The organism is Salinifilum ghardaiensis, assembly GCF_054491345.1.
Genome location: NZ_CM137101.1, coordinates 1,313,589 through 1,326,043 on the forward strand (window position 1 = coordinate 1,313,589; position 12,455 = coordinate 1,326,043).

Consider the following 12,455-nt stretch of genomic DNA (forward strand, 5'->3'; position numbering starts at 1 on the left):
TCAGAACGTCGTCGCGGCGAGGGTGCGTTCGGTGAGGTCCTCGACGGACCAGGCCTGGTCGGCCGCGTCCAGCACCGGCAGCTCGCAGGACAGCGCCGCGCCCGTGACGCTGCGGATCCCGTCCTCGCCGTAGAAGCCGCGCAGCGTGTTGAAGTGGTCGAGCATCCTCCGGGTCGAATCGGTCATCAGGTCGGTGCCGCCCACGGGTTCGAGGAAGGCGTTGGCGAGGTTCCAGCTGCCGTGCTCGCGCACGACGGTCAGCAGCGTTTCCGGCATGGTGTGTGCGGCCATCGAGTTCTGCTTGCCGCTGGGGCGTGCCGCGAAGAACGAGCGCAGCCAGGCTCGCGCGGCGCGCGCGGCCAGTTCGCCGTCGCCGCCGAGGTTGCTCGTCAGCTGCGCGGTGTCGAGGTTGGCGTAGCGGTAGTAGCAGGCGGCGTTGAAGTCCACGGTGCCGATCATGTCCGCGCCGGCCTCGCCGTCCGGTTTGAGGTCATCGACGGCGGTGTAGAAGTCGAACTCGCTGGCCACGGCGTGGGTGGAGATCGCGTGCGCCACCTGGCTCGCGGCGTCGACGTTGAAGTCGGTGTTGTCGGCGACCATCCTGCCGAACAGGGCGACGTCGGCGACGCGCTCGGCGTTGAGGATGCGGCGGCCTTCGGCGAGGTCGTCCTTCGTCGGTTTGGTCTTGTCGTTCTTGCTGTTCTTGCCCTTCTGGTCGGAGCCGCCCCGGGCGGCCGCCGCCTTGGCCAGGTCGTCCCAGTTGCGCCGGCAGTAGTCGGCGAGTTCCTGCTGCGCAGTGCGTCCCACGAACAGCAGGTACTGCGTCAGGTCGTTCTTGTCGACGTCGAAGCCCAGCTTGCGGATGCCCTCGCGCACCACGGAGCGGGTGTCCGCACTGGACTCCTCCGCGCCGTCGATGAGGGCTGCGGCGCCGGCGACGAGCCGCTTGGTGCGCAGGCCGGTCTCCTCGACGTCCAAGCCGTGGTGCTGGAACAGACCGCGCGCGGAGCGCTTCATCGCTTGGCTGGAGATGCGCCCCCGCACGGCTCCACCGAACGTCACGGACTTGGGCTGGCCGACGTCGTCCCGGTTGAGGTTGCTCGTCGGGAAGGACTGCAGCAGGTGCAGTTCGAGGATCACGTGTTCCTCCCTTTCGTCGAGGACTTGCCGTTGCTGGCGTGCACGGTGCGGTAGTACTCGCGCGTCCAGCGCAGCCGCACGTCGTGCTGGTGCGCTGTCGCCTCCTGCGACGCGAGGACGCAGAGATCGCGCAGCAGTCGCAGGTAGTCGAGCTCGATCGCGTGCGCGCGCAGGAGCTGCACGGCCTGCCGCAGGTGGTGCGGCAGCCGGTCCGGCCCGACGGTGACGAGTTGCCGCAGCCGTGCTTCCACGGACGGTGCCGGGGACTGCTCGGTGGAGTCCGGGCGGCTGAGCCATCCCAGGGAGGTGCCCAGCGACCCGCCGTCGGAGCCGGTGCTCGGGTGCAGCGCGAAGAGCCCCGCGGTCAGCAGCCACGCGTGCTCCTGCCAGTGCGGCGGGTCGTGCTGCATCACCAGGTCGTAGGCGGCCGGCGCCGGGTAGGGTCTGCCCACGCCCCTGCGCAGTTCCGCCAGTCGTTGCCGCGCCTCGCGGACGCGGTGGTTCTCCTGGGAGGCCAGGTTCGCGGCCATCCGCTGCAGGTCGTCGACGAACTGCTGCTGCCGCTCCTCGTGGCTCTGCTCAGCCATCCTCGTCCTCGTCCTCGTCGTTCGGGTCGTAGTACTGCCCCGTGCGTGCGTCGAACTGCTTGCACAGCCAGATGAGCAGGCCCTCGAAGTCGTTCATCGACTGCGCCAGGGCCTGCAGGTGGCGGGCGTCGCCGCGCGGCACGTTCCCGGCCCACCGGTCCGCGGCCTTCTTCGCCGTTCGCCGGACGTCCTCCCGCCACTGGTCGAGGGCGTCGAACAGCGCTCGTTGCCGCTGGCCGCGGTCGTCGAGGTTCAACGCGCGCCCCGAGGCCCTGAGGAGATCGGCGAACGGTTCGGACAGGCGGGGCCAGTACCACTGCGCCAGCAACCGGCGCTGCGAGGGGTTCTCGCCGGAGAGAGCGGCGGTGCAGTCGCGTTCCAGCCTCTTCAGCGCATCGCCGACGTCATCGGCCAGGCCGACGGCGAGGCCGAGCAGCTCCCCCACGGCGTCGTTGCGGGGATCGGCACGCAGCAGCGCCACCGGCGCGGGCAGCGTCTCCTGCTGCCACGCGTGCACCGCCCCGCCCTGCGAGTTGAGCTGCTGGCCGAACACGCGCAGCGTGTACACGCTTTCCCGGGAGAGGAGCTCATCACCGGCCCGCTCCGCGAGGTGGGCGAGGGTGCGCGGGCGTTCGCGGTGCGCGTCCTCCCCGTCGCCGAGGAGCAGTTCTCGCGCGTGGCGCCACACCCCGCGCAGCTCCTCGAGAACCACGGGTTGCGCCGGGCCTTCTTTGACGATGTTCTTGCCGCGCTTCTTGGTCCGGTACCGGAAGGCGGCCATGAGTTCGCTCTTCGGCAGCTCGGTGCGCAGGCGCGTCCCCGGGGTGATGACCGCGCCGTCGACTCGCAGGCCCTGCTCGGTGCGCGTCGGGTGCAGCAGCACGCGTCGGGAGGGCCAGGTGAGCACGTCCGTCCAGCCGTAGGGGGCGCGCCCCTGCTGGTCCGGCTCCGGTCCTGGCGGGTCGTCGAGCTCCCACACCGGGCAGTCCTCCGGGAAGCTCGGTTCGGGGTACCCCGCGTCCGGATGGTAGAGGGGCATGTTCAGCACGAGCGTCTCGTGCAGCGTCGAGCCTTCCACCAGCGTCGTCGCGAACCGGTTGGCCAGCCCGGCTTCGGACGACTTGTCGGTGCGGTAGGGCGTTTTCATGCCGCCGGCGTCGAACGCCTGCAGGGTCACCAGCCACCGCGCGGCTTGGGCGGGCGAGATCGCCACATGCTCGTCGGAGGTGGTGTGGTCGAACAGCGTCGCGTTGTTCCCCGTGGCGCGGTGCGGTAACAGCTGGCTGACACTGCCCGGCGCCTTCTCCCGCAGGCCGGGCGCCTGCATGAACGGCCGCTCCGGGTGGAACAGGTCGAACCGGTCGGAGAACCGTTCCACGTACTCCTCGAAAGCCTGCTCGTCCTGCTCGTTTTCGTGCAGCGAAGACGCCTTCCACAACCGTTCCCACGCAGCGTCGTCCTTGGGCCCGTAGCAGCGGTGCGCGAAGGCCAGCAGCATCCGGTGCAGCGCCGCGGTCACCACCGGGGACTCGCCTTCCAGCCAACGCAGCTCGTGCGCCCGCGTGAACGCCTCGCGGAGGCTGACCTCGTCGGTCTTGCCGTCGCACGTGACGACCGGCAGCCACGGCTCGGTGAGCAGATCGAACGTCGACATGCCTTCCTCGTGCGTTGGAGACAGGTGCAGTGCGGTGCGTCCTCCCGTCGACGCGGCGGGATGCGCCGCGCTCATGTCGACCGCTCCTGGACGAGCAGGCCGAACGTCGCGTCGTGGTGGACGGTCACGTCGTCCACCACCGCGCGGCCGTGCGCGTCCAGTTCAAGCAGGTGGTGTCCGCGCAGCAAGCCCGAGCGGTCGAACGCCGGCGGTCTCGGCAGGGATTCGCGCAGCGCCGCCACGGCGCCGGGGGAGAGGTCCACCGGCGCGGACAGGGTGATCGCCGACTCCGCCAGGTGCTCCGCCAGCTCGTCGTCCAGTTCCGCTGCCGCGGGGTCCACCGGGCGGCCGCCGCGACTGCGGAGCTCGCCAGATTCGCCGGACCACGCGGGCACCACTGTGACCGCCGCTTGCACGAGCGGCTCCCGCACCTCGTCGTCCTCGTCCTGGTTCATCGCTGCTCCTGTCGCGCCCGGTCGCCGCGGTCTTTGCGCGTGCGGCTGGGACTGGTCGTGCGCGCGGTGAACTCGCTGAGGCTCCGGCTCGGGATCGAGGTGCGCAGCGCGGCGTCCTCGCCGTTGAAGGCGTCCACGTGGTCGGTGCGTGCGAACCGCCACCGGGACTGCGCCCACTGCTCGTGCTGCGCCTCGTCCTCGGGGCGGAGTTCGTCGACGTACACGCTGTGCACGAGCTTCGGCACCGCCGCCGGCATGTTCCAGGTGCGTTCGGCGCGCAGGAGCTCCACCGTGGAGATGCTGAGGTACTGCCGGTACACGTTGGACTCGAACCGATATCTGCGCTTGTCCTTGCGCCGCGCCCCCTCCTCGGGACGGGGGTCGAAGACCCCCAGCACGCGTTCGGTGACGGGGCGGTCCCGCCCGTGGTGCCGGTGCAGGCGGCCGGCGCGCTGCACGATCAGGTCCACCGGGCACGGATCGGTGAGCATGACGTCGAAGTCCAGGTCCAGGCTCTGTTCCAGCACCTGCGTGCCCACCACGATTCCGCGGCGCTCGGCGCCGTGCGCGCCGAACTTCTCCTGCAGCTCGCGCTCACACCGGACTCGCTCCCCGGCGTCGAGCTGCCCGGTCAGGAAGAACAGCTCGGGCGGGTGTTGCCACTGCGCGCGTTCGGCTTTCAGCAGTTCGAAGGTTGCCTTCGCGCGTTTCACCGTGTTGTGGATGATCGCAGCGCACCCGTGCTCGCCGATGTGTTCGTGGAGCCACGCGAGGAAGTCCGCGGCGTCCTCGCGGGCGGGCTGCGAGCGCTCGCGCACCCAGTGCAGGACGAGTGGGTTCTGGGCGCTGACCGCGAATTCCGCTTTCGCCGGCCGGTCGACGCCGTCGCACCACGTGGCACGCCAGCCGCCGGGCTGCGCCACGGCGGGTTCTTCGGGTTCCGAGGCGGGGTTGCAGCGGCCGGATCGCCACTGGCCGATCAGCTCTTCGCGACGCGTGGCGGCCAGCGTCGCGGACATGAGGATCACCGTGATCCCCAATCGTCCGCACCACCACAGCAGGCGGTCCAGCAGGGTCGAGGTGTACGTCTCGTAGGAGTGCACCTCGTCGAGGATGAGGACCTTGCCGCTCAGGCACGCCAGTCGGAGGAAGTTGTGCCGCGAGCGGATCACCGCCTGCAACGCCTGGTCGATCGTGCCCACGCCGATCGGCGCGGCGAGCCCGCGCTTCTTGGTGAACCACTCGCGCGCCTCGTTGGTTCCGCGTTCCTCCTGCGGCTCCTCGCTGGCCCCCGGGGATTCGTCGTCGTCTCCGGGTGCCGGCTCGTCGCGACCGACGTCTCCGTCGTAGCGGACGGGGAGCTTCGGGTTGCGTTCGGCCGCTGTGCCGGAGTACACGACGTTCGCCCGCAGCGGGGAGCCCTGCCGCTCGAGCAGCCCGTCGACCTCGCTGCGCACCTGCCGGCTGGTGGCCTTCGTCGGCATCCCCACGTAGATGCCCGACAGGCCCTGGCGCTGCACCACCGCGGCGGCCGCCTGCAGGGCGGCGCGGGTCTTGCCTTCGCCGGTCGGGGCTTCCACGGTGAGCACGCCCGGCTGGTTCCGGTCCGCGACGAGGTCCTCGACGGTGTGCTGCAGCTCGTTCGGCTTGTCGGGGAACAGCTCGGAGCACGAGGTTTCGCCGGGGCGCCAGGGTTGCCAGCCCAGATCGGCGATGGCCCGCCGGGCGCTGGACACCGCGTGCGAGCGGTAGGCGGCCAGGTCCGCCACCTCGGGGCGGGGCTCGAACCAGTTGCTGTTGGAGGCGATCCAGTCGCTCATCGTCGTCAGCCCCGCCAACCCGATTGCCGCGGGGTGCGGCAGGGCGACGTCGGTGCATCCGCTTTCGGGCCACGGGCAGTCCCACAGGTCCGCGAGCGCGTCGATCAGCTCGTCGCGCGCTGCGGTCCACGGGCCGGTGCCGAGGTCGCGCGCCTTGCGTTGCGCGGAGGCGATTTCGTCGGCAGCGGGCAGCGTGCCGTGGTGGCCCCCGATCACCGAAGCGATCTCGTTCGCCGTCGTGGTGGCCACTCCCATCCGCCGCAGGCGCTCGGCCATGTGCGCTGCCGTCGCGACTCCGTGCGGGAGGTCCGTGCGCTCGGATATCGCCCGGTGCGCTCGTTCGGCGAGTTGCAGGGGGCGTGACACCCACTTCTTCGCGGGCAGGCGCGCATGGGCCACGTCGGGTCGGAGGGTTTGGAAAGCGGGCGACAGCTTGCCGAGGTCGTGCAGCCCGCACAGCACCGCGACGACGGAGCGGGGCGGTCCCAACGGGTGCAGGCACGCTTCCAGCTCCGTCCGCACGCTCGGACCGAGCAGCACGTCGTAGAGCTCGTCCGCGACGGCCGCGGTGTCGATGAGGTGGCAGACCAGGGGGTGCGGAACGGGTTCGGCGGCCTGTCCGGCCTTGGCCCACGCAGCCGTGACGGGCAGGCCGGTTCCCCCAGCAGCCATCCGATGTCCTCCGCAACCTGTGGCACGTTCGGCAGCGGGTGGACCACTGCCCGTGTTCATGATCAACACTCGCGATCGTGCCACGAGCCTCCGACAGTGGTGGGCCGGAACGGCAGAATTCGTTCGTGCGCAGCGGAGAAGTGACGTGGCGGCTCCGGGAGCTCCGAGGACGCAGCCGTGGCGCCGGCACCGGACGGCGCTTCGGCCCCGGGCTCGTGCCTCAGTTCGGTGCCCTCTTCCTGAATCCCGGCTGCTGACGACCTGAAGCAAATGCGCCATACAGGCTGATATCGTTCCTGGTCAAAAAGGGTTCTCCCCGCGCACGCGGGGGTGATCCGGGGCCGGGACGACCGCGCTCATCGTCACCGGCGTGCTCCCCGCGCACGCGGGGGTGATCCGACACCTACAACGCCTCCCATGTGGTCGTGTACGTGCTCCCCGCGCACGCGGGGGTGATCCCCTGCCGATACTGCCCGACGGCACCGGCGCGCCGTGCTCCCCGCGCACGCGGGGGTGATCCGGGACCACTTGTGATGACGCCCATGGAGACGCCGTGCTCCCCGCGCACGCGGGGGTGATCCGACCACTGCCCAGATGCTCACCCGATTACGACGGTGCTCCCCGCGCACGCGGGGGTGATCCCACCGCCAGGCGTTGCCACGCACGCCGTTCGATGTGCTCCCCGCGCACGCGGGGGTGATCCGATGACCCACGATCGGCTGCAGTGGACGACGTGGTGCTCCTCGCGCACGCGGGGTGATCCGTGGCGGATGGCGCGGTCCGCGTCGGCACGGTTGTACTCCCCGCGCACGCGGGGGCGGCAAGCCCGGTGGGCAGGCCCGCCGGGCGCCCACCCACCTGGGCTGCCGACACGGCTACTGCTCCCGGTTTCGCATCGTGAAGATCTGGTCCATGGCGACGGCTCCCTCGGTGATGACGGGGCGGATCTGCTTGCGGTAGACGGTTTCGGTCGCGCCGGTTCCGCTGTGGCCGACCAGTCGGGCGATGTCCTCGAGCGGAACCCCGGAGTCGGAGAGCAGCGAGGCGAAGCTGTGCCGCATCTCGCGGGGTGCCCGCTCCTTCGGCGGTAGCCCGGCATCGCGGACCATCTTGCGGAAGGCTCGGCGGACGTTGTGCGAGTCGAGCCGGGTGCCGGCTGCTGATGGGAACACGAGCCGGTCTCGGACCGTTCCTTCCCGCGTCGCCGTTTTTCCTGCTTTTGCCGGATGCGTTGTGCGCGGAGCGCGACCACGCACCGCATCGACAGGGCGAGCGTCCATCCGGGACGGGCGGAGAGTCGGCCCGTCGTCATGTCATCCTTGCCAGCCTTCGGGGCGGGGCACTTTGAAGGCGCTGTGGACCGTGCCGTGGCGATGACGGAGTGCAGGATGCCGTTGTAGACGAGGTCCCACATGTCGCGGTCCTCTTGGATGTCGTCGGACTTGACCATGAGCTCACGTCCGGCGCTGTCTTTGAAGTCCAGGTGGATCGAGTGGCTGCGGTGTCGTGCCTTGATCTCGGTGAGCTCGTACAGCCGGACCCAGCTCTTGCCGACTTTGAGCCACTCGGCCCCGGCCGCGCATTCGACCGACCGGAACGAGGAGTACACGCCGAGGGCGAATAGGGCGATCAGGGGCCACATCCACCAGAAGGTCATCCAGGTGAGGTCGAAGCCCTGCATGAGGGTGACTCCGATGACGATGAAGACGTACGACCCAAGCCCAGCGAGGATGGCGTTGCGCTGGCTGTGGCGGTACCACTCCAGCATGCGTCCTTCGCCGTCCGGCGGGGTCGGCATGCGGCGGATGCTCTGGTCGCGGTCCCGGTCCTGGTCCTTGGGTGGTTTGTCCCCCTTGTTGAACCCCGGGGCGCGCGGGGGGCGGGGTTCGCCCGAGACCGGGTCGGGCTTGGGCGGCAGCTCGGACGTGGTCATGAACAGTCCGTCCTTCATGCCAACCTCCTCCTGGAGATCATCGACGGGTCCGTGCGGAGCAGGGTTCAGTCCCCGGTGACAGCATCGGCGCCCGAGCTGGCGAGCATGCCGCCTGCGATGCCGCCGACGACACCGCCGATGACGGTGCCGACGCCGGGGCAGATCGCGGTTCCGATCGAGCGATCTTTCTGATTTCGCACATAACCGTCCTTATCCGCGGCTGGGCGTAAGTAAAAACACCCTCTGATCGGCTCTCGGCGTTCGGTACGGTCCAGCCGAGGTTGAGCCGAAGGGCACGGGGTGAGTTCGGCGAACGGCTCACAGCGGGCTCGTGCGCCACTACGGTGGCACTGCCACAGCGACGATCAGGAGCGGACGTGTTCGGAGACGACCTGGACGGTCCGGCGCCGAGTACGCCGGCGCGGAGGAGGGCGACGGCGATTCCACCGCGTTCATCGCCACGCAGCGGGTCGGTCCGCAGGATGCCGAGGCCCGGGTCGAGCTGCGGGAGAACGAGTCCGGCCAGTGGGTGATGCTGGCCTACTCCAGCCACGAGCGGCTCGTCACGGGTGCCGGTGAGGCGCAGCCGTGGATCGCGGTGCCGGCTGATCGGGTCTCGCAGGTGCAGCAGGACTGCGGGGCCGAGGTGGTGCTGTGGGACGTGGAGCTGCCGGCGCAGATGCAGCACACGAGTTCCGAGGAGGAGGGAAGCTAGTTGGGGTCCGGTGGCGGTTTTCACACCGACAGCGGCGAGCTGCAGCGGTTGGCCAGCACGTTGCGGTCGTCCACCCAGACGATCGATGAGGCCACGGAGGCTTCTCCTCCTGCAGCCGACGCGGGCCGTTCCACGGCGAAGGTCCAGGAGATGATCAGCCAGTTCGCCAAAGCTGCTGCGGGACTGCGCGGTGGTGTGGCGCAGGCCGCGGACGACGTGGCGCGGAGCGGGGACACGTACCGGCAGTCGGACGAGGACGGCAAAGACCGCCTGCCGAACGCAGGTGAGCACGGGGGAGGACGCTGATGTCTGGGGGCGACGGCGGCGGTGCCATCAACACGTTCGTCGAAGGCGACTCGGGCTCGTGCCGCGAGACGGCGAAGTGGCTGGGCAAGATGAGCGCGGGGTGCCACGAGATCGGCACGGCGCTGCATCGCGCGTTCGGAGTCGGAGACCATCTGGCGGGGCGAGGCGGGCGAGTCGTTCCGCGAGGAGATGCGGGGCAACGGCACGGATGCCGACGAGCTGACGGAGTACTTCAACCGGGGCAAGATCGCGCTGGATGCGTTCGCGGATGATCTGGACACGGTCCGGGCCAAGATGAACCAAGCGCGCGAGGTCGCCGCTCAGCACGGCTTGAACGTCACCGCCACCACGATCGAGCACCCCGGGCAGGCGCCGCCGAAGATGCCGTCCACGGCTCCGGGCCCGGACACCACCGAGCGCACTCCGGCCGAACAGCAGGCCATCGCCGACTACCAGGCCAAGATCCGCGCGTTCAACGAAGCGCACGCCACCGTGCAAGCGGCTCGGCGCAAGGAGGACTCGGCGCACGACGCGCTGCAGAAGGCGCTGAAGATGACCAAGAGCCTGCCGGAAGCCCTCGTCCCGCAGGGTTGGGCGTGGGCGCCGGTCGTCACGGTGCGTACTCCGGCGCTTACGGGATGGCCAAGAAGCTCAACGGCATCGCTCAGACCGCGCAGCAGAACGCGGAGGGTGCCAGGGCTGTGCTGAACGATCCGACGCTCACGGATGCGGATCGGCAGCAGGTCCTGCGAAACCACCTGGACTGGGAAGCCAAAGCCAGGCCCGCGTCGACTGCGGCGCAACAGGCTCAGCACCTTGATAGCAAGATCCCGGGAAGTCCTGCTCTCAAAGAAGGGCTGAACACGTCCATCAAGGGTGTCGGTGCTGTCGGTGCGTTCGCTACAGCCTGGAGCGTCAAGAGCGAGATAGACAGTGGCGTACCTGCGGATAAGGCCGTCACCAAGGGAGCGGCCAGCACGGCTGCGAGCGCTGGCGTGGGTGCAGGGATGACCGCTCTCGCGGGGGCCGGATACATCGGCGGCGTGGCAGCTACCGGCGGCACGTTGCTGGTCGGCACGGCAGTGGCGGCCGGCGTGGGATGGGCTGTGGACAACTACTACGACGACGTCAAGAACTGGTTCACCGACTGATGAGTAGCGCTGAGACTGAACTGCCGCCACGTCCGGATCAGCAGACCGGGGAACCGTGGCCGCCGGACCCGCCGCGAGTCATTGCCGTTCAGCGCGAGTCGGCCAAGACGACCGCGTCCGCTGGGCAACCACCAGAGGGCCGTGGACCCGCACTGGTTGTTCACGGCAAGGAGTGGTGGTCTGCGCCGTTTGCCGCGACCCTCCTGACGGTCATGCTCGCGGTGATCATGTCGCTCGAGGACAGCGACTGGGTTACGGATCCGTTCGGGTGGAGCCTGGTCGGTGGGCTCTTCCTCTTCACCCTCCTTCGGGAGTGGGGGCTCAAGCTCGTCGCTGGCTCTGACTGGTTGCGGGTCAACCGCAAGTGGGTGGATACGTACTCGCTGACGAACATCGAGCTGCGTGGCGTGTGGTTCGGGTGGATGCTGCGGTTGCGCGATTCCGAAGGTCGACGCGTACGTACCTACATGCCGGATATCGAAGCGAATCGGCAACTCTGGGCGCTGGTGTACAACGGCATGCTGCACTCGGCGTTTCACGGGGCGAAGGTGAACAACGTGGCCGCCGGGGTCTTGCAGTTGCGCCCGGGTTTCGAGGCGATGCGTCTGCAGGCCGATCGCCCGATGGTCCCGCGTCGGACCGTGTGGACGTTGCTGCTGGTCGTGGCGGTCGTGTTCGCGGCGATCTACCTGCTCGAGCCGGGCCTGCTCGGTCCCGCGCTGGCGGTCTTCGCCGGCCTCGTCCTGGTCGTGCTGCTCGTGATGGGGCTGGCCATCGCTGCTGTCCGCCGCAAGGACCGCCGCGGCGAGTAGCGAGAGTTGCCGGATCGATTGAACGAACTCAGTGAGATTTTCACCGTACTAGGTATCTGAGACGTTCCTGGTCAGCGTTTCTCCTGATCACTGCTCGCCAGCGGGTCAAGATCAAAATGTACGCAAGGGGTTGGCTTATGGTGGTGCTTACTGGGTGGTGCGGTGTTCGCGGAGTTCGAGTTCGATGAATGAGTCGATCATTGTGGTATACACCTGTTCGATGAGGGTGGGGTCGACTCCTTCTTCCAGCGCGCGGGTGCGCAGGCGTTCCATCATCCGGGTCCGCCGGTCCGGGGCGCGGACGGCGTCCTCGTCGGTCTTGTAGGCGGCCGCGGCGCGGACCTGCGTTTGCCGTTGGGCCAGCAGTGCCACGATGCGGTCGTCGAGCTGGTCGATCGTTGCACGCACGTCGTCAAGAGACATCGCCGATCAGTATCCCAGCACGGAGGTGCCCTACGATCAACACCCTCAACGCTTAGCGGAGGATCCTGTACCTCTGCTACTCAGACCCTGAGGCGGCTCGGGCCGCGGCGGTGTCGACGACCACGTGGTCGTGCAGCGTGCCGGCCAGGCCGGGGGTGATGCGGTGCCCGTCGACTGCGCCGGGCGGCATGGGGTCCTGTGCGTGGTGCCCGGTGGTGGGCTGCCACGGCCGGCCAGCGCCGCGGTGTCGCGCAGCCCGCCGGCGAGCAGCACCTCGCTGGGGCGGCGGTCGACCCACCACCGGGCTGGCGCGCCCGTGGCCACCGCCCCGAAGTCGAGGCGATCATCGCGCGCCTGCGGGCGGAGCACGAGAACACTTGAGAAAACCCGCACACCTCTCCGTGAACGGACAGGTGTGCGGGCGGTAGGCGGCATCACGCGGAGCGCGTGCGTCGACCCCGTCTCGGCACACAACGTCGACGCGCGGTGTGAAGACGGTGATTTCGCCCCTGAGGAAATACACGGTACCGAAATAGTTGGTACCTCGAAGCGGCACGCGTGCTACGCCAGCCGAGACGTGCGCTTCCTGATGCGCTGCTGGTCAGTGCCCATTGGTGAGCCAGATACTGAGCGGCGTGCTGATCAGTATCGTGGTCACACCGATGAGAATCGGTTGCACGTAGTGCTGCAGGAAGGCATGCAGACGGTTCTTCCGGAAGCGTCGCCTCTGCTTCTGAGGTTCGGGACTGATCATGATGAACTCCAGGGACGTTGTTGCTCCTGGGCA

Annotated in this window: 14 protein-coding genes and 1 CRISPR repeat array; of the genes, 5 read left to right on the forward strand and 9 right to left on the reverse strand. The window is 69.1% G+C overall.

Annotation, left to right across the window (positions count from 1 at the left end; translation table 11 throughout):
- The 7 genes from cas7e to ACVGV0_RS05975 all read right to left on the reverse strand — a co-directional run bounded on the left by cas7e (position 1) and on the right by ACVGV0_RS05975 (position 8,461).
- A complete protein-coding gene (cas7e, locus tag ACVGV0_RS05945; RefSeq protein WP_459158849.1) occupies positions 1–1,140 on the reverse strand; it encodes a type I-E CRISPR-associated protein Cas7/Cse4/CasC in 1,140 nt (379 codons plus the stop codon).
- Entirely contained in the window at positions 1,137–1,727 is a 591-nt protein-coding gene (gene casB, locus ACVGV0_RS05950) for a type I-E CRISPR-associated protein Cse2/CasB (RefSeq protein ID WP_459158850.1), read from the reverse strand. The genes cas7e and casB overlap by 4 nt, the downstream gene beginning before the upstream one ends.
- Entirely contained in the window at positions 1,720–3,381 is a 1,662-nt protein-coding gene (casA, locus tag ACVGV0_RS05955) for a type I-E CRISPR-associated protein Cse1/CasA (RefSeq protein ID WP_459158851.1), read from the reverse strand. Before casA ends, casB begins: the two co-directional genes overlap by 8 nt.
- 71 nt (positions 3,382–3,452) lie before the next feature.
- Positions 3,453–3,836 carry a hypothetical protein gene (locus ACVGV0_RS05960; RefSeq protein WP_459158852.1) on the reverse strand — a complete coding sequence of 128 codons (384 nt, stop codon included), beginning with the start codon at positions 3,834–3,836 and terminating at the stop codon, positions 3,453–3,455.
- Positions 3,833–6,328 carry a CRISPR-associated helicase Cas3' gene (gene cas3, locus ACVGV0_RS05965; protein WP_459158853.1) on the reverse strand — a complete coding sequence of 832 codons (2,496 nt, stop codon included), beginning with the start codon at positions 6,326–6,328 and terminating at the stop codon, positions 3,833–3,835. Before cas3 ends, ACVGV0_RS05960 begins: the two co-directional genes overlap by 4 nt.
- 309 nt (positions 6,329–6,637) lie before the next feature.
- A CRISPR array of direct repeats spans positions 6,638–7,031; the repeat unit is 28 nt; unit sequence GTGCTCCCCGCGCACGCGGGGGTGATCC.
- A gap of 172 nt (positions 7,032–7,203) precedes the next feature.
- The gene (locus tag ACVGV0_RS05970) at positions 7,204–7,500 is read right to left on the reverse strand and encodes a tyrosine-type recombinase/integrase (RefSeq protein ID WP_459158854.1); all 297 of its coding nucleotides are present in this window, start codon (positions 7,498–7,500) and stop codon (positions 7,204–7,206) included.
- Between the two features lie 826 nt (positions 7,501–8,326).
- Positions 8,327–8,461, reverse strand: coding sequence for a hypothetical protein (locus ACVGV0_RS05975; protein ID WP_459158855.1), 135 nt, complete (start codon positions 8,459–8,461; stop codon positions 8,327–8,329).
- Positions 8,462–8,592: 131 nt separating this feature from the next.
- Between ACVGV0_RS05975 and ACVGV0_RS05980 the strand changes: the two genes are divergently transcribed.
- From ACVGV0_RS05980 to ACVGV0_RS06000, 5 genes are all read left to right on the forward strand, one after another.
- Positions 8,593–8,976, forward strand: coding sequence for an SAV_915 family protein (locus ACVGV0_RS05980; protein ID WP_459158856.1), 384 nt, complete (start codon positions 8,593–8,595; stop codon positions 8,974–8,976).
- On the forward strand, positions 8,977–9,282 hold the full coding sequence (locus ACVGV0_RS05985; protein ID WP_459158857.1) for a hypothetical protein: 306 nt from the start codon (positions 8,977–8,979) through the stop codon (positions 9,280–9,282). It begins immediately after the preceding gene.
- Between the two features lie 189 nt (positions 9,283–9,471).
- Positions 9,472–9,990, forward strand: a complete 519-nt coding sequence (locus tag ACVGV0_RS05990; protein ID WP_459158858.1) for a hypothetical protein — start codon at positions 9,472–9,474, stop codon at positions 9,988–9,990.
- Positions 9,984–10,433, forward strand: a complete 450-nt coding sequence (locus ACVGV0_RS05995; RefSeq protein ID WP_459158859.1) for a hypothetical protein — start codon at positions 9,984–9,986, stop codon at positions 10,431–10,433. Before ACVGV0_RS05990 ends, ACVGV0_RS05995 begins: the two co-directional genes overlap by 7 nt.
- Before the next feature lie 212 nt (positions 10,434–10,645).
- Complete coding sequence (locus ACVGV0_RS06000; RefSeq protein ID WP_459158860.1) at positions 10,646–11,245, forward strand: hypothetical protein; 600 nt, start codon at positions 10,646–10,648, stop codon at positions 11,243–11,245.
- A gap of 147 nt (positions 11,246–11,392) precedes the next feature.
- Here the strand turns inward: ACVGV0_RS06000 and ACVGV0_RS06005 are convergent, their stop codons facing one another.
- Together ACVGV0_RS06005 and ACVGV0_RS06010 are read right to left on the reverse strand one after the other, a co-directional pair.
- Positions 11,393–11,668, reverse strand: coding sequence for a chorismate mutase (locus tag ACVGV0_RS06005; protein WP_459158861.1), 276 nt, complete (start codon positions 11,666–11,668; stop codon positions 11,393–11,395).
- 601 nt (positions 11,669–12,269) lie between these two features.
- Positions 12,270–12,422, reverse strand: a complete 153-nt coding sequence (locus ACVGV0_RS06010) for a hypothetical protein (RefSeq protein WP_459158862.1) — start codon at positions 12,420–12,422, stop codon at positions 12,270–12,272.
- Positions 12,423–12,455 lie beyond the last annotated feature (33 nt).